Consider the following 15565-nt stretch of genomic DNA (forward strand, 5'->3'; position numbering starts at 1 on the left):
ACCGACATGTCGCACTACCTCTACCTCGTCCGGCACGGTGAGCACCAGGACGCGGAACACGGACTCCGCGACGGCAAGCTGTCGGAGCGCGGCAAGCGACAGGCGATGCTCGTGGCGGACCGCCTCGGCGGGGTGCCCTTCGACGGCGTGTACCACTCCCCGTTGGAGGCCCCGAGCGAGACGGCGTCGTTCCTGGCGCAGCGGCTGCCGGCGATCCAGCCGGAGCCGTCGACCCTGCTCTTCGACTGCATCCCCTCCGGACCCACGCCGGACATGCCGCACGCCTACCAGGGGTGGTACGGCGGCATCACCGAAGAGGAGATCGTCGCCGGACAGGCGCAGATGGGCGACGCCGTCGCCGAGTGGTTCACGCCCGCGCGCGAGGACCGGCACGACCTCCTCATCACGCACAACGCCGTCATCGGCTGGTTCGTGCGCGAGGCGTTCCAGGCGCCGGAGTGGCGCTGGATGGGCACGAACGTCGCGCACACGGCGCTGACGATCATCCGCATCCGGTCCGCGAAGCCGGCCGAGGTGGTCGCCCTGAACGACCTGGCGCACCTGCCCGTCGAGCTCCGCACGGGTCTGCCCGTCGGTCAGCCCGTCTAGCGACCCGCCCCCGCGGGTGGTCGCGTCGTGCCTTCCTGGAGGCGCGGATCGCCTCAGCGCACCGGCTTGCGGTACCAGGCGGTCGCGTTCGGGTTCGCGTTGAACGGCTCCACACGCTGGTAGCCGCGGCTCCGGTACATCGCCCCCGCGGCGACGAGTGAGTCGTTCGTGTCGAGCACGACCGCCGTCGCCCCGAGCCGCACGGCGTCGGCCTCGAGCGCGTCCATGACCGCGGTCGCGACGCCGCGGCCCCGACCCGCGGGCGTGACGAAGACGTGCTTCACCTCGAAGCGGACGTCGTCGCCGTCGCCGTCGCCGTCGTCCGGGATCCGCCGGAGGCCGCCGCAGCCGACCGGGAAGCCGCCGTCGTACGCCACGACGAAGGTGCCGTTCGGCGGCGTGAACTCGGCCGCCGGGGTGCGCTTCCGCGCGTACGAGCCCTGCGCGCTCGGGAACGTCGCCTCGCGCTCGTCGAGGTAGGCGTCGAGCAGCTCGTCGACCTGGGGAGCGTCTGCCGGCACGGTCCTGACCTCGAGCGTCATGTGTCGATCCTAGGATGGGACGCATGGTCACTCCCGTCGCCGTCGTCGGCGCCACCGGTCGTCTCGGGGGCCTCGTGGCCGCCGTCGTCGAGGAACACCCGGACTTCGAGCTCGTCGCCAGTCTGTCGTCGAAGGACGGGGCGCACGAAGCCGGCCCGTCGGTGTTCCGCGGCGCCGCGCTCGTGGTCGACGTGACGGTCCCGGCGCTCAGCCCGGCCATCGTGGACACCGCCCTCGAGAGCGGCGCGAACGTCCTCGTCGGCACGTCCGGGTGGTCGCAGGACCGCCTGGCGAAGCTCCGTGCCGGGCTCGAGCAGCGCCCGGAGCAGGGCGTGTTCGTGGTCCCGAACTTCTCGATCGGGTCGGTGCTCGGCACGCACCTGGCGACGATCGCGGCGCCGTGGTTCCCGTCGGTGGAGATCGTCGAGACGCACCACGCCGGCAAGATCGACTCGCCCTCGGGCACCGCCGTCCGCACCGCCGAGCTCATCGCCGAGGCCCGGCGCGAGGTCGGTCCGGTCGAGGCCCCGCACGTCGACCAGCGCGCCCGCGGGCAGCAGGTCGCCAGCGTGCCGATCCACTCGCTCCGGCTGCCCGGGGTGAAGGCCGTGCAGGACGTCCTGCTGAGCGGACCCGGCGAGACCCTGACGATCCGGCACGACACCAACGACGACATCGCCTACCTGGCCGGCATCCGTGCCGCGCTGTCGGCGGTCGGCTCGATGCGCGGCCTGACGGTCGGCCTCGGCAGCGTCCTCGGCATCGGCTGACCCGCCGTGGGCGTCGCTCGATCGCTGCGGTCGCCGTTCTGGGGCGCCGCCCTCATGACGGTGCTGCTGGCGCTGTACATCGTGCTCGTCGGGCAGCGGGCCGTCGCGTTCATCGCGACCGGGCTGCCGATCGGCATCGGCATCGGTGTCGCGCTCTTCGTCGTCGCGGGCATCGGCGCACTGCTGCTCGTGCTCGAGTTCCGGTTTGGCATCCGCATCACCCGCCTCGGGGCGCGTCTCGAACGCGAGGGCGCCGCACCGGCCGACGTGGTGCCGGTACGTCCCTCGGGGCGGCCGGAGCGCGAGGCCGCCGACGAGCTGTTCCCGACCTACAAGGCCGCGGTCGAACAGGACCCGGCGGACTGGCGAGGCTGGTACCGCCTCGGCGTCGTGTACGACGCGGCCGGCGACCGGAAGCGCGCCCGCGCCGCCATGCGCACGGCCCTGGCGAGGGCGAGCGCGGCCCGCGGTTAGAACGTGGCGTCGACGGCGTCCTCGGCGCGCGGGTACCGGAACGCGTAGCCGGACTCGAGGAGCTTCGTCGGCACCATCTGCTGGCTCGACAGCAGCATCTCGTCGGCGGCCTCGCGCAGCACGAGCCGGAGTGCGAACCCGGGCATCCGGAACAGGTACGGCCGGTGCAGGTCCTCGGCGACGCGCTTCGTGATCCGGTCGGCCACGGCGGGCTCGGGTCCGGCGAGGTTCACCGGCCCGCGCACCTCGGACGCGGACGGGCTCGTCGCGAGGTGCACGATCGCGCCGACCTCGTCCTCGAGCGCGATCCAGGGCCAGAACTGCCCACCGGTGCCGAGGCGCCCGCCGAGTCCGGTCTTCGTGAGCGGGACGAGCGGAGCCAGGGCGCCGCCGCCCTTGCCGACGACGATGCCGGTGCGGAGCGTGACGACGCGGACACCCTCGGGCGCCGTGTTCGCCGCGGCCTCCCACACCGTGCAGACCTCGGCGAGGAACCCGCTGCCCGGAGCGGCGTCGTCCTGCAGGACGTCGGCCGGCCGGTCGCCGTACACGCCCGACGCCGAGCCGGACAGGAAGAGCGCGGGTGGGACCGCGGCGTGCCGCATCGCCTCGACGAGGGTCTCGGTGGCGTCGACGCGCGACCGGCGGATCTCCTGCTTGTAGGACTCGGTCCAGGGGAGCTTGCCGATGTTCGCGCCGGCGAGGTTCACCACCACGTCGGCGCCGTCGAGGATGGCCGGGTCGAGCGGCCGGGAGCCGGGGGACCAGCGGAACTCGCTCGCCGTGCGCGGTTCGCGCCGGACGAGCGTCGTCACCTGGTGTCCCGCGTCGCGCAGGGCGCGGACGAGCGGGGTGCCGATGAAGCCGGACGCGCCGGCGACGAGGATCGAGAGCGGCTGTTCCGCCGTGTCTGCCATGGCTGCAACGCTACTCACGTCGACGTAGTCTTCTGTGTGTGACCGACAGCGAGACCGTGCAGCCCGACCCCACCGTCCCGACGCCGTACGAAGACCTGCTCCGCCGGGTCCTCGACGAAGGGGCGCCGAAGGGCGACCGCACCGGGACCGGCACGCGGAGCGTCTTCGGCGCACAGCTCCGCTACGACCTGTCGAAGGGCTTCCCGCTCGTCACGACCAAGCGCGTGCACTTCAAGTCGGTGGCGTACGAGCTGCTCTGGTTCCTCCGTGGTGACGGCAACGCCCGCTGGCTGCAGGAGCACGGCGTCCGCATCTGGAACGAGTGGGCGGGCGAGGACGGCGACCTCGGTCCGGTGTACGGCGTGCAGTGGCGCTCGTGGCCGACGCCGTCGGGGGAGCACGTCGACCAGATCGCGCAGGTCATCGAGCAGATCAAGTCGAACCCGGACTCCCGCCGCCTCATCGTCTCGGCGTGGAACGTGGCCGACGTGCCGGACATGGCCCTGGCCCCGTGCCACGCGTTCTTCCAGTTCTACGTCAACGACGGCAAGCTGTCGTGCCAGCTGTACCAGCGGAGCGCGGACATGTTCCTCGGCGTGCCGTTCAACATCGCCTCGTACGCGCTCCTCACCCACATGATCGCGGCACAGACCGGGCTCGAGGTCGGCGACTTCGTGTGGACCGGCGGCGACTGCCACGTGTACGACAACCACGTCGAGCAGGTCGAGGAGCAGCTGTCGCGCACGGCCTACCCGATGCCGACGCTCGAGCTCGCGCCGCGCGACTCGATCGACGACTACGAGTACGAGGACTTCACCGTCGTCGGATACCACCACCACCCGGCCATCAAGGCCGCCGTCGCCGTCTGATGCCGGACGGCAGCGGGACCGAGGCCGGCACCGAGGCCGACTGGACCGAGCCGGTCCGCGGCGTCGGCATGGTCTGGGCACGCTCACTCGACGGGGTCATCGGCGCCGACGGCGGGATGCCCTGGCACGTGCCCGAGGACCTCGCGCACTTCCGGCAGGTCACCGGTGACGCCACGGTCGTGATGGGGCGGCGCACGTGGGAGTCCCTGCCCGAGCGCTTCCGCCCGCTGCCCGGTCGCCGCAACGTCGTGCTCACCCGTGACGGGTCGTGGTCGGCCGACGGCGCCGAGGTCGTGCACGACCTGGCGACCGCGCTCGACACGGACGAGCCGGTGTGGATCATCGGCGGCGGGCAGGTCTACGCGGCGGGGCTGCCCTTCGCGGACCGCGTATCCGAGACGGTCATCGACCTCGACGTGCCCGGCGACACCGTGGCGCCGGCGTTCGGCGACGACTGGACGCTCGTCGACGAGGGCCCGTGGCAGACGTCGCGGAACGACGGCACCCGCTACCGCTTCCTCGAGTGGCGCCGCCGCGCCTGACGCCCTCGTGCGTTCGCGCCCCCGTGCGTTCGTGCCCTCGTGTGTTCGCACCCCCGTGCGAACGTCGCGCCCCCGCACACCGGGGCGCGACGTCTGCACGGGGGTGCAACGTGTCTCGGCGGCGGCGGCGGCGGCGCCGACCGGACGGCGGGCGGGACGCGCCTGACGGGGGTGATCCGTGCCTCCAGGACGGCCACCGTCCACACGGACGGCGGTCCCGGCGCGCATCCCCGGTACGCTGGTGCCCGTGTCCCCGCGTGAGAATCCCTTCGGTCAGGTCCTCGTCGCCCTCGTGACCCCGTTCACGGCCGACGGCGAGGTCGACTGGCCCGGCGTCGAGCAGCACATCGACGACTGCATCACGGCCGGTGCCGACGGCATCGTCGTGACCGGTACGACCGGCGAGACCAGCACCCTGACCGACCCGGAGAAGCTCCGTCTGGTCGAAGTCGGCAAGTCGGTCGCCGCGGGCCGCGCGAAGATCATCACCGGCGGTGGCTCGAACGAGACCGCGCACGCGATCCACCTCTACAAGCAGAGCGAGCGGGCCGGCGCCGACGGCGTCATGATCGTCACGCCGTACTACAACAAGCCGACGCAGTCCGGGGTGCTCACGCACTTCCGGATGATCGCGGACGCCACCGACCTGCCGGTCATCCTGTACGACATCCCCGGTCGCACCGGCATCCCGATCACGTACGAGACCATCGTGCGGGCGTCGCACCACCCGAACATCCGCGCCGTGAAGGACGCCAAGGGCGATTTCGCCGAGGTCTCGCGGGTGCTCAACAACACCGACCTCATGTACTTCTCCGGTGACGACACGAACGTGCTCCCGCACCTGTCGATCGGTGCCACGGGCCTGATCGGCGTCACCGCGAACATCACGTCGACGCCGTACCGCACCATCGTCGACGCGGTGAACCGGGGCGACCTCGCCACCGCGACCGCCGAGCACAAGCGCGTCGAACCCCTCGTCCGCGCTGTGATGACGCACGTGCCCGGCACGGTCGCGGCGAAGTACATCCTGCACGGGCTCGGCCGCATCGGCAGCCCGCGCGTCCGGCTGCCGCTCGTCGGCCCCGAGGACTCCGAGGCGTACGCCATCGAGACCTCGCTCGAAGCCGTCCGGGACATCCCCGGCGCCGACTTCTCGAACTTCCGCCCCGACCGCAACGCAGCGGCCGGCGGTGCTCTACCGAAGGTGCCAGGCACCACCCGCTAGCGAACACCGCGGCGCGCAGCACGCGCGTCGCCCGAATCCGTAGGACCGAATGCCCACACAGATCTCCGAACCCCAGCCGCTCGAAGCCGGCACCCTCCGCGTGATCCCCATCGGGGGACTCGGCGAGATCGGTCGCAACATGACCGTCTACGAGTACGAGGGCAAGCTGCTCATCGTCGACGCCGGCGTCCTCTTCCCCGAGGAGCACCAGCCGGGCGTCGACCTGATCCTGCCCGACTTCGCGCCGATCCGGGACCGGCTCGACGACGTCCTCGGGGTCGTGCTCACGCACGGTCACGAAGACCACATCGGCGCCGTCCCGTACCTGCTGAAGCTCCGCAGCGACATCCCGCTGATCGGCTCCACGCTGACCCTGGCACTCGTCGAGGCGAAGCTCAAGGAACACCGGATCAAGCCGTACACGCTCGTCGTGGCCGAGGACCAGACCGAGCAGCTCGGCCCGTTCCACCTCGAGTTCGTCGCCGTGAACCACTCCATCCCGGACGCCCTCGCCGTCGCGATCACGACCCCCGCCGGTCGTGTCCTGCACACGGGCGACTTCAAGATGGACCAGCTGCCGCTCGACGACCGCATCACCGACCTCCGTGCCTTCGCGCGGCTCGGCGAGGCCGGCGTCGACCTGTTCCTGCCGGACTCGACCAACGCCGACGTCCCGGGCTTCACCGCCCCCGAGCGCGACATCGGCCCGGTCCTCGAGAACATCATCATGCGCGCCCGCAAGAAGGTCGTCGTGGCGAGCTTCTCGTCGCACGTGCACCGCGTGCAGCAGGTCCTCGACGCCGCCGCCGCCGCGAACCGCAAGGTCGCGTTCATGGGGCGCTCGATGATCCGCAACATGACGATCGCCGCCGACCTCGGGTACCTCCGGGTGCCGGAGAACGTGCTCATCGACACGAAGAAGGCGAAGAACGTCCCCGACGACCAGATCGTCTACATGTCGACCGGGTCCCAGGGCGAGCCGATGGCCGTGCTCGCGCGGATGGCCAACCTCGAGCACCAGATCGAGATCGGCGAGGGCGACACCGTCATCCTCGCGTCGTCGCTCATCCCGGGCAACGAGAACGCCGTCTACCGCGTGATCGACGGGCTGACGAAGCTCGGCGCGAAGGTCGTGCACAAGGGCAACGCGAAGGTGCACGTCTCCGGACACGCGTCCGCCGGCGAGCTCCTCTACTGCTACAACATCCTGCGACCGCGGAACGTCCTGCCGGTGCACGGCGAGCAGCGTCACCTGTACGCGAACGCCGACCTGGCGATCCAGACGGGCGTCCCGCCGCGCAACGTGATCCTCGGGCAGGACGGCATCGTCGTCGACCTGAAGGACGGCGTCGTGAACGTCGCCGGGCAGCTCGACATCGGGTACGTCTACGTCGACGGGTCCACCGTCGGCGAGATCACCGACGCCGACCTCAAGGACCGCCGCGTCCTGGCGGAGGAGGGCTTCATCTCCGTCTTCTGCGCCGTCGACTTCACGACCGGCCAGTGCGTCATCGGCCCGGAGATCCAGTCGCGCGGCTTCGCCGAGGACGACTCCGTCTTCGACGACGTCCGTCCGCAGATCGCCAAGGCCCTGGCCGAGGCGGCGGCGAACGGCACGGGCGACAGCCACGCGTTCAGCCAGGTCGTCCGCCGCACGGTGGGCCGCTGGGTGAACACGAAGCACCGCCGCCGTCCGATGATCGTCCCGGTGGTCATCGAGGCGTAGCGACCGCGCGCCGGTCCTGCTGGGTGCGACGCGCCTGCAGACCGGCCAGGAGGCCCGGTGCACGTTCCTGACGGACGTGCGCCGGGCCTCCAGTCCGTTCCAGGGCGCGTGGCCGGGTCTGCGCTGCAGGCGCGGTTCGGCGGGTCGCCGGGCCGGTGTCCCGGCCTGTCGGCCAACCGGGTTCATCCCACAGGATGATGTTCTGTCGGTATGTCACTCAATAGTGTGCCGGTGTGACCGTCCTGCGTCGCTGGGTGTGGCCCGGCCTGAAGTTCCTCGTGTTCGCCGCCATCGCGGTGGCCCTCGTCCGCCTCGCGTTCTTCGCGGCCCAGCCCGAGGGTGAGGAGACCGTCCCCACCGGGCAGATCGCCGACCCGACCGTGACGGTCGAGAAGGGCGACGTCGTCAACGACGTCGAGGCCACCGGCACCATCCGCTCGGTCGCCTCGACCGCCGTCCGGTCGTCGGCGGAGGGGACCGTCAACAAGGTCTTCGCCGGGAACGGCGCCCACGTCGAGCAGGGTGCCCCGGTGATCGACCTGCGGGTGGAGACCCCGTCGACCGGCACCACCGACGACGGCGAACCGCTGCCGCCCACCGTGACGTTCTCGACCGTCGTCGCGCCGGCCGCCGGCACCGTGTCCGGGCTCGACCTCGTCGCGAAGCAGCCCGTCGCGATCGGGGACACCGTCGCCCAGGTCGCGCCCGAGGCCTACCGCGCGAGTGCCACGCTCGACGCCGCGCAGCTGTACCGGCTGACCTCCCGGCCGTCCGAGGCCACCGTCACCGTGAAGGACGGCCCGGCCCCGTTCACGTGCACCAACCTGTCGCTGACGAGCGCGACGAGCGGTTCGGGCGCCTCGTCGGACGCCGGCGACGGGTCCGACGGTTCCGACGGCTCCGGTGGCGGGGACGCCGCCGGTGGGACCCAGCTCGAGTGCGACGTGCCGAGCGGGGTGACCGTCTTCCCCGGCCTCGAGGTCACGGTCGCCGTCCCCGCAGGCAAGGCCGAGGGCGTGCTGACCCTGCCGACCACCGCCGTCCAGGGCACCGCGCAGAAGGGCGTCGTCACCGTGCTCGACGACGCCGGCAAGCGCTCCGAGCGGACGATCGCGCTCGGACTCAACGACGGCGAGACCGTCGAGGTGCGGTCCGGGCTGCACGAGGGGGACACCGTCCTGCAGTTCGTGCCCGGCAAGGAGCAGGCAGAGGACGACGAGTCCGCCGACGGCGGTTCGGTGATGGTCGGATGAGCCTGGTCTCCGTCCGCGGGCTGCGCAAGTCGGTCGAGCTGCCCGACGGCTCGCCGCTCGAGATCCTCCGTGGCGTCGACCTCGAGGTCGACGCGGGCACCCGTGTGGCCATCGTCGGCCGCTCCGGCTCCGGCAAGTCCACGCTCCTCAACGTGCTCGGTCTGCTCGACACCCCGACCGAGGGCGTCCACGAGTTCGACGGCGTCGACGTCGGTCGCGCTGGCTCGCTCCGACGTGACCGCATCCGCGGCGACGAGGTCGGGTTCGTGTTCCAGCAGTTCAACCTGCTGCAGGGGCGCACCGCGATCGAGAACGTCGAGGTGCCCCTCCTCTACGCGACCGGTCGTGCGTTCTGGCACCGTCGGCGGCTCGCGCTCGAGATGCTGGACCGGGTCGGGCTGGCGGACCGCGGCGACACGCAGCCGCACCGGCTGTCCGGTGGCGAGCAGCAGCGCGTCGCGATCGCCCGCGCGCTCGTCCGGCAGCCGCGGCTGATCCTCGCGGACGAGCCGACCGGTGCCCTCGACGTCGACACCGGACGTGCCGTGATGGAGCTCCTCGAGACCGTCGCGGCCGAGACCGGTGCGGCGCTCATGACGATCACGCACGACGCCGCGGTCGCCGCGCGCGCCGACGTCGTGCACCGGATCGACCACGGTCTGGTGGTGGACCCCGCAGCGGCCTCGGCCGAGGGGATCGCCGCCGAGGTGGCCGGCGCGGGGGTGTCCGCGTGAACCGCGTGCTGACCACCGTCGTCGGGACGTTCGTCGAGTCCTGGCAGGAGCTCCGCGTGCACCGGGGCCGTGTCGTCCTCAGCCTCATCGGGGTCACGATCGCGGTCGCGTCCCTCGCGGTCGTGGTCGGGTTCGGATCCCTGGCGGAGCGGGTCACCGCGGCGTTCAGCGAGCAGTACGGCGGACGGGCCGCGACCTACAGCCTGACCGGGACCGGCCCGGGCGACGGCTCGGCATCGGACACCGCGACCTCGGACGCCCTCGACCGGGAGCTCCGTGCCGCGGTCGCCCGGTACGACGTCCGCTACGCCACCGAGGCGACCTACACGTCCCGCCGGGTGCAGTTCCCCGACGGCGTCGCCGAGGTGCAGGGCCAGACCGTCGATCCGCCGTACGCCGAGATGCACCGGCTCCGGATGGCCTCGGGGGAGTGGTTCACCGAGTCCGACCGCGAGCGCCTCGCACCCGCGATCGTGGTGAACCAGGCGTTCCTCGACCAGCTCGGTGGGGCCGACGTCGTGACCCACCCCACCGTCCGGCTGCCCGGCACGCCCGGGGTCACCGCCGTGGTGGTCGGCGAGTACGCCTCGTCGGAGTACGACACCGAGCCGATGTTCTACCAGCTGGCGAACTCGGTGGCGACGTCGAGCGTGGCCCCGGGGACGGCCGACGGCAATCCGCGGTCGTTCGAGGTCTGGGTGCCGGAGTCCGGCGGCAAGGCCCTCGCGAAGCGCATCGCCAGCGATGCCGAGCGCGCCGTCGGTGACGGGATGTCCGTCGACGCGACCCGGATGGACGCCGCCGGCTCGGTGGACGGTGACCCGCTCGGGGCGATGCGGTACGTCATCGCCGGTGTCGCGGTCCTCGTCCTCGTGCTCGGCGGGCTCGGACTGCTCAACGTCTCGCTCGTCAGCGTCCGGCAGCGCATCCGCGAGATCGGCATCCGTCGCGGCGTCGGAGCCTCGGCCGGTCGGATCTTCGTCGCGGTGCTCCTCGAGAACGTGCTCGGCACGCTCGTCGCCGGCGGGGTCGGTGTCATGATCGGCGCCGCGGTGCTCGGCAACGACACGGTCCGCGGGCTCATCACGAGCGGGGTGGAGGTCGGCGGGGCGCCGTTCCCGCTCGAGGCGGCCCTGGTCGGCGTGGGTTCCGCGGTGTTCGTCGGCGCGCTCGCCGGGTTCCTCCCCGCGATCGTCGCGGTGCGGGTCAAGGTCATCGACGCGATCCGGTACTGACCGCGCCCTCGGCCTGGATGCCCGTCCCGCGTCCGCCCCGGACGTCGCGGCGGGCCTCCCTCGGTTTGTCCTGAGAGGGGATTAGGGTTCTGCCCATGGCCGGAGGCACCAAGTCGACCACGCGCTCGCGCGCGTCCTCGTCGTCCCGTGGAAGCGGGACGCGTGCTCCGTCGCGCACCCAGGCCACGACGAAGAAGCTCCCGCAGGCGGCACCCACGCCGGTGTTCCGCGAGCAGAGTCCGTTCGTGACGTTCTGGCTCGCGATGGCGCACGGTGTCGGGGCGATGTTCCGTCTGCTCGGCAAGGAGACGCTCGAGAAGGACCAGCGCCGCGACGGCTTCCCGTTCCTGCTGTTCGTCCTCGCCATCGCCGGCGCGGTGGTGGAGTGGCTCAACCCGACGAACTCGGTCTCGGTCGCGCTCGACGCGTACACGTTCGGCGGGCTCTTCGGCCGACTGGCGTTCGCGCTCCCGGTGATCATGGTCGTCTTCGCCGGCTGGCTCTTCCGGCACCCGGCCTCGGTGCACGACAACACCCGCATCGGGATCGGCCTCGGGCTGCTGCTCGTGTCGATCGCCTCGCTCTGCCACGTGTTCGGCGGCCGGCCCAGCGCCGCCGACGGCATGCCCGCGCTCGCCGCGGCCGGCGGGGTGATCGGGTGGGTCGTCATCGGGTGGCTCGTCACCATCGCCACGGCCTGGGTCGCGGTGCCCGTCGCGATCGTGCTGCTCGTGCTCTCCCTGTTCATCATCACGAAGACCCCGCCGAACAAGCTCGGCCGACGGCTGCACGAGCTCTACGCGTACCTGTTCGGTGCACCGGCCCCCGCGGCGGAAGCCGAGGCCGAGGTGGCCGAGGCTCCTGCACCACGAGCGCGGTCGACGAAGCGCGCGAAGAAGGGCGACACCGACTTCCAGCTCTTCGACGACCTCGGCTTCGAGGGCGACGAGGCCGCAGCGGCCGACGCAGCCGAGGACGGCGGCACCGTCCCGTGGTGGCGCCGGAACAAGTCCGGCCGCGAAGAGGACCCTGCCTACGACAGCCCCGTCATCACGGGCGCGACCTCGACGGTCCCCGACGTGCCGGCAGCCGCCGCGTCCCCGAGCCCGACCCCGACCCTGGGTGCCGCGGCCGGCCTGATCGACCACACCCCCGCCGAGCCCGCGTCGGTGAACCTCAACGACTCCGTCGAGCACGACCTCGAGGTCGCCGAGCAGGCGCTCCGCGACTTCGGCACCGTCGTGCCGGACCGCGCCGACGCCACCGAGGTGATTCGTCCGGACGCGTCCGTGTCTCCGGTGGTCTCCCCGTCCCTCCCGGCCGAGGACCCGGCGGACGACGTCGCCGCCGACGCCGCCGACGGGCTGCCGCCGATGTCCGACGCCGACGAGGACCCGTCCGCGCCCTACCGCCTGCCCGCCGCGACCACCCTGAGCTCTGGCTCGCCGTCGGTCGCACGCAGCCAGGCGAACGACGACATCGTCGCCGCGATCACGAGCGTCCTCACCGAGTTCAAGGTCGACGCGAAGGTCACCGGCTTCTCGCGCGGCCCGACGGTCACGCGCTACGAGATCGAGCTCGGCCCGGGCGTCAAGGTCGAGCGCGTCACCGCGCTGTCGAAGAACCTGTCGTACGCGGTCGCCTCGAACGAGGTCCGCATCCTCTCGCCCATCCCCGGCAAGAGCGCGATCGGCGTCGAGATCCCGAACTCCGACCGCGAGACCGTGTCGCTCGGCGACGTCCTCCGGTCGAACGCCGCTCGGAAGTCCAAGCACCCGATGACCATCGGCGTCGGCAAGGACGTCGAGGGCGGCTTCGTCGTGGCGAACCTCGCGAAGATGCCGCACCTGCTCGTCGCCGGCTCGACCGGGTCGGGCAAGTCGGTCTTCATCAACTCGATGATCACCTCGCTCCTCATGCGCGCGAAGCCGTCCGAGGTCCGCATGGTCCTCGTCGACCCGAAGCGCGTGGAGCTCTCGATCTACGCCGGCGTCCCGCACCTCATCACGCCGATCATCACGAACCCGAAGAAGGCGGCCGAGGCGCTGCAGTGGGTCGTGAAGGAGATGGACATGCGGTACGACGACCTGGCGTCGTTCGGGTTCCGCCACGTCGACGACTTCAACAAGGCGATCGAGAACAACGAGATCGTCCTGCCCGCGGGCAGCGAGCGGAAGCTCAAGCCCTACCCGTACCTGCTCGTCGTGGTGGACGAGCTCGCCGACCTCATGCTCGTCGCACCCCGCGACGTCGAGGAGTCGATCGTCCGCATCACCCAGCTGGCCCGTGCCGCCGGCATCCACCTCGTGCTCGCGACGCAGCGCCCCTCGGTCGACGTCATCACCGGCCTCATCAAGGCGAACGTCCCGTCGCGCATCGCGTTCGCGGTCACCAGCGTCACGGACAGCCGGGTCATCCTCGACCAGCCGGGCGCCGACAAGCTCATCGGGCAGGGCGACGCGCTCTTCCTGCCGATGGGGTCGTCGAAGTCGCTCCGTGTGCAGGGCGCCTGGGTGAACGAGAGCGAGGTCGCCGAGGTCGTCCAGCACGTCACCCGGCAGGCCCGCCCCGAGTACCGGCAGGACGTCCAGGCGGTGGTCGAGCGCAAGGAGATCGACGCCGACATCGGTGACGACCTCGAACTGCTGCTGGCCGCGGTCGAGCAGGTCGTGTCGACGCAGTTCGGCTCGACCTCGATGCTCCAGCGCAAGCTGCGCATCGGGTTCGCCAAGGCCGGACGCCTCATGGACCTCATGGAGTCGCGTGACATCGTCGGCCCGTCCGAGGGGTCGAAGGCGCGCGACGTGCTCGTGACCGCCGACCAGCTGCCGTCCGTGCTCGCGAAGCTCCGGGGCGAGGAGCCCCCGGCTCCGGCGGCTCCGCCCGCGGGTGCTGCGCCGACGGCCGCGGCCGTCGACGGGCCGCTCTCCGGCGGCGACGACCGCTACGGTGCCGACCCGGTGGGGGACATGACCCGCGGGTACAGTGAGGTCGACGACGAGCCCGACGAGGACGCGTGGGGACTGACGGGCAGGGAGTGAGTGCGATGACCGCCTCGAACGGTACGGACACGTCGCACGGCGCCAAGTTCCCGTGGCGCGGACGCCTGCTCCGCAAGGGCACCGGTCCGGCGTCCACGGCGAACGTCGCGAACATCATCACGGTGGTGCGCATCCTGATGGCGCCGCTGTTCTTCGTCCTGCTGCTGGCGGACGCCGGCGCCGACGGGCCCCTGCGGATCTGGGCAGCGGTCGTCTTCGTCGTGGCCATCGTCACCGACAGCGCGGACGGCATCATCGCCCGCCGGCAGAACCTGGTCACCGACTTCGGCAAGCTCGTCGACCCGATCGCCGACAAGGTCCTGATCGGTGGTGCCCTCGTCGCGCTGTCGATCCTCGCCGAGCTGCCCTGGTACGTGACGGTCCTCATCATGGTGCGCGAGATCGGCATCACGGTGTTCCGCTTCGCGGTGCTGTCCGACCGGGTGATCCCGGCCAGCCGCGGGGGCAAGATCAAGACGGTACTGCAGGCAGTGGCGCTGACCGCCGCGCTCTTCCCGTGGTGGAACCTGGTGGGCGAGTGGGCGCACTGGGTGAACGGCATCCTGATGACCGCCGCGTTCCTGGCAACGATCCTGAGCGGCATCGACTACCTCTGGCAGGCATGGAAGCACAACCGCAGCGCAGCGTGACCGACGACCCCGCACCGGTGCCGGTGCCCGTGGCTCCCGGCCTCATCGCCGAGCTGACCGCACGGGGTGAGACCGTCGGCGTGGCCGAGTCCCTCACCGGCGGGCTCGTCGTGGCCACCCTCGTGGACGTCCCCGGTGCGAGCGCCGTCGTCCGTGGCGGTGTCGTGGCCTACGCGACGCCGATCAAGCACGAGATCCTCGGGGTCGACGCCGAGCTCCTCGACGCGAAGGGCGCGGTCGACCCGGAGGTCGCACGGCAGATGGCAGCCGGTGTCCGGATCGCGATGTCCGTTGACGGTGCGCCGGCGACGTGGGGGATCAGCACGACGGGTGTCGCCGGACCGGACCCGCAGGACGGGATGCCCGTGGGGACGGTCTTCGTCGGGATCGCGTCGGCGAACGGTGCCGAGGCGTACGAACTGCACCTCGACGGTGACCGGGAGGCAATCCGGCACGCCACCGTCTCCGAACTCCTGGCACGGATGTCGTCCACGCTCCGCGGCCGGGAATAGGTCCCGTTTCCACTGGGTTACATCTCACGCAATCTCCAGCGGTACAGCAGCCGGCCTCGCTAGCATGCTGCAACCGGCAACGCTATTGTTGCTCAACCCGAACTCGGCCATCCGGTCCGAGCGGGCGCGGAGACGACAGAGAGGAGGAGTTCTTATGGTTCTCGTTCGTCAGGAAATCGGCGACGTTCTGCGGGACTTCCGCTTGCAGAAGGGCCGGACCCTCCGTCAGGTCGCGTCCAAGGCCAGCGTTGCCCTCGGGTACCTCAGCGAGGTCGAGCGCGGGCAGAAGGAAGCCAGCTCGGAGATCCTCGCGTCCGTCGCGGACGCGCTGGACACCCCGATCTCGACCATCATGCGCGAAGTGGGCGACCGCCTCGCCGTGGTCGAAGGCCTCACCCCCGTCCCCGACACGCTCCCCGACGACCTCGTCGCCGAGTTCGACAACGACCTCGCGGTGCGCTGACGC

Annotated in this window: 16 protein-coding genes; 14 read left to right on the forward strand and 2 right to left on the reverse strand. The window is 71.5% G+C overall.

What is annotated here, in order from left to right; all coding sequences use genetic code 11:
* Positions 1-6 precede the first annotated feature (6 nt).
* Positions 7-609: a histidine phosphatase family protein gene (locus BIU96_RS17095; RefSeq protein ID WP_071293800.1), complete on the forward strand. Its 603-nt coding sequence runs from the start codon at positions 7-9 to the stop codon at positions 607-609.
* A gap of 53 nt (positions 610-662) precedes the next feature.
* Here the strand turns inward: BIU96_RS17095 and BIU96_RS17100 are convergent, their stop codons facing one another.
* Entirely contained in the window at positions 663-1151 is a 489-nt protein-coding gene (locus BIU96_RS17100; RefSeq protein WP_071293801.1) for a GNAT family N-acetyltransferase, read from the reverse strand.
* 23 nt (positions 1152-1174) lie between these two features.
* Between BIU96_RS17100 and dapB the strand changes: the two genes are divergently transcribed.
* Together dapB and BIU96_RS17110 are read left to right on the forward strand one after the other, a co-directional pair.
* Complete coding sequence (gene dapB, locus BIU96_RS17105; RefSeq protein ID WP_071293802.1) at positions 1175-1921, forward strand: 4-hydroxy-tetrahydrodipicolinate reductase; 747 nt, start codon at positions 1175-1177, stop codon at positions 1919-1921.
* Between the two features lie 54 nt (positions 1922-1975).
* Complete coding sequence (locus BIU96_RS17110; protein WP_071293803.1) at positions 1976-2395, forward strand: tetratricopeptide repeat protein; 420 nt, start codon at positions 1976-1978, stop codon at positions 2393-2395.
* On the opposite strand, the gene BIU96_RS17115 is transcribed toward BIU96_RS17110, so the two are convergent.
* On the reverse strand, positions 2392-3312 hold the full coding sequence (locus BIU96_RS17115) for a TIGR01777 family oxidoreductase (RefSeq protein ID WP_071293804.1): 921 nt from the start codon (positions 3310-3312) through the stop codon (positions 2392-2394). The two genes, BIU96_RS17110 and BIU96_RS17115, sit on opposite strands and share 4 nt — an antisense overlap.
* Before the next feature lie 38 nt (positions 3313-3350).
* On the opposite strand from BIU96_RS17115, the gene BIU96_RS17120 reads away from it, so the two are divergent.
* The 11 genes from BIU96_RS17120 (at position 3351) to BIU96_RS17170 (ending at position 15562) form a co-directional block, all read left to right on the forward strand.
* Positions 3351-4181 (forward strand): thymidylate synthase, encoded by an 831-nt coding sequence (locus BIU96_RS17120; protein WP_254786226.1) that lies wholly within the window; start codon positions 3351-3353, stop codon positions 4179-4181.
* A 68-nt stretch (positions 4182-4249) separates the two neighbouring features.
* Complete coding sequence (locus BIU96_RS17125) at positions 4250-4723, forward strand: dihydrofolate reductase (protein WP_071293905.1); 474 nt, start codon at positions 4250-4252, stop codon at positions 4721-4723.
* Positions 4724-4970: 247 nt separating this feature from the next.
* Positions 4971-5948 (forward strand): 4-hydroxy-tetrahydrodipicolinate synthase, encoded by a 978-nt coding sequence (gene dapA, locus BIU96_RS17130; protein ID WP_071293906.1) that lies wholly within the window; start codon positions 4971-4973, stop codon positions 5946-5948.
* 49 nt (positions 5949-5997) lie between these two features.
* On the forward strand, positions 5998-7674 hold the full coding sequence (locus tag BIU96_RS17135) for a ribonuclease J (RefSeq protein WP_071293805.1): 1677 nt from the start codon (positions 5998-6000) through the stop codon (positions 7672-7674).
* Positions 7675-7907: 233 nt separating this feature from the next.
* The gene (locus tag BIU96_RS17140; RefSeq protein ID WP_071293806.1) at positions 7908-8927 is read left to right on the forward strand and encodes an efflux RND transporter periplasmic adaptor subunit; all 1020 of its coding nucleotides are present in this window, start codon (positions 7908-7910) and stop codon (positions 8925-8927) included.
* Positions 8924-9661: an ABC transporter ATP-binding protein gene (locus BIU96_RS17145; RefSeq protein WP_071293807.1), complete on the forward strand. Its 738-nt coding sequence runs from the start codon at positions 8924-8926 to the stop codon at positions 9659-9661. Before BIU96_RS17140 ends, BIU96_RS17145 begins: the two co-directional genes overlap by 4 nt.
* Entirely contained in the window at positions 9658-10896 is a 1239-nt protein-coding gene (locus tag BIU96_RS17150) for an ABC transporter permease (protein ID WP_083403032.1), read from the forward strand. Before BIU96_RS17145 ends, BIU96_RS17150 begins: the two co-directional genes overlap by 4 nt.
* Before the next feature lie 95 nt (positions 10897-10991).
* A complete protein-coding gene (locus BIU96_RS17155; RefSeq protein ID WP_071293808.1) occupies positions 10992-13937 on the forward strand; it encodes a DNA translocase FtsK in 2946 nt (981 codons plus the stop codon).
* Positions 13934-14587, forward strand: a complete 654-nt coding sequence (pgsA, locus tag BIU96_RS17160; protein WP_083403033.1) for a CDP-diacylglycerol--glycerol-3-phosphate 3-phosphatidyltransferase — start codon at positions 13934-13936, stop codon at positions 14585-14587. Before BIU96_RS17155 ends, pgsA begins: the two co-directional genes overlap by 4 nt.
* Positions 14588-14616: 29 nt before the next feature.
* Entirely contained in the window at positions 14617-15099 is a 483-nt protein-coding gene (locus BIU96_RS17165) for a CinA family protein (RefSeq protein WP_254786232.1), read from the forward strand.
* A gap of 154 nt (positions 15100-15253) precedes the next feature.
* On the forward strand, positions 15254-15562 hold the full coding sequence (locus BIU96_RS17170; protein ID WP_058742950.1) for a helix-turn-helix domain-containing protein: 309 nt from the start codon (positions 15254-15256) through the stop codon (positions 15560-15562).
* Positions 15563-15565: the final 3 nt, after the last annotated feature.

The sequence above is a fragment of the Curtobacterium sp. MCBA15_008 genome (assembly GCF_001865065.1).
Classification (GTDB): Bacteria; Actinomycetota; Actinomycetes; order Actinomycetales; family Microbacteriaceae; genus Curtobacterium.

Bases quoted from the DNA above. Each gene is read 5' to 3' on its own strand.
- BIU96_RS17095 (WP_071293800.1), top strand. From the start codon at position 7: ATGTCGCACTACCTCTACCTCGTCCGGCACGGTGAGCACCAGGACGCG.
- BIU96_RS17100 (WP_071293801.1), bottom strand. From the start codon at position 1,151: ATGACGCTCGAGGTCAGGACCGTGCCGGCAGACGCTCCCCAGGTCGAC.
- dapB (WP_071293802.1), top strand. From the start codon at position 1,175: ATGGTCACTCCCGTCGCCGTCGTCGGCGCCACCGGTCGTCTCGGGGGC.
- BIU96_RS17110 (WP_071293803.1), top strand. From the start codon at position 1,976: ATGACGGTGCTGCTGGCGCTGTACATCGTGCTCGTCGGGCAGCGGGCC.
- BIU96_RS17115 (WP_071293804.1), bottom strand. From the start codon at position 3,312: ATGGCAGACACGGCGGAACAGCCGCTCTCGATCCTCGTCGCCGGCGCG.
- BIU96_RS17125 (WP_071293905.1), top strand. From the start codon at position 4,250: ATGGTCTGGGCACGCTCACTCGACGGGGTCATCGGCGCCGACGGCGGG.
- BIU96_RS17135 (WP_071293805.1), top strand. From the start codon at position 5,998: ATGCCCACACAGATCTCCGAACCCCAGCCGCTCGAAGCCGGCACCCTC.
- BIU96_RS17145 (WP_071293807.1), top strand. From the start codon at position 8,924: ATGAGCCTGGTCTCCGTCCGCGGGCTGCGCAAGTCGGTCGAGCTGCCC.
- BIU96_RS17155 (WP_071293808.1), top strand. From the start codon at position 10,992: ATGGCCGGAGGCACCAAGTCGACCACGCGCTCGCGCGCGTCCTCGTCG.
- BIU96_RS17170 (WP_058742950.1), top strand. From the start codon at position 15,254: ATGGTTCTCGTTCGTCAGGAAATCGGCGACGTTCTGCGGGACTTCCGC.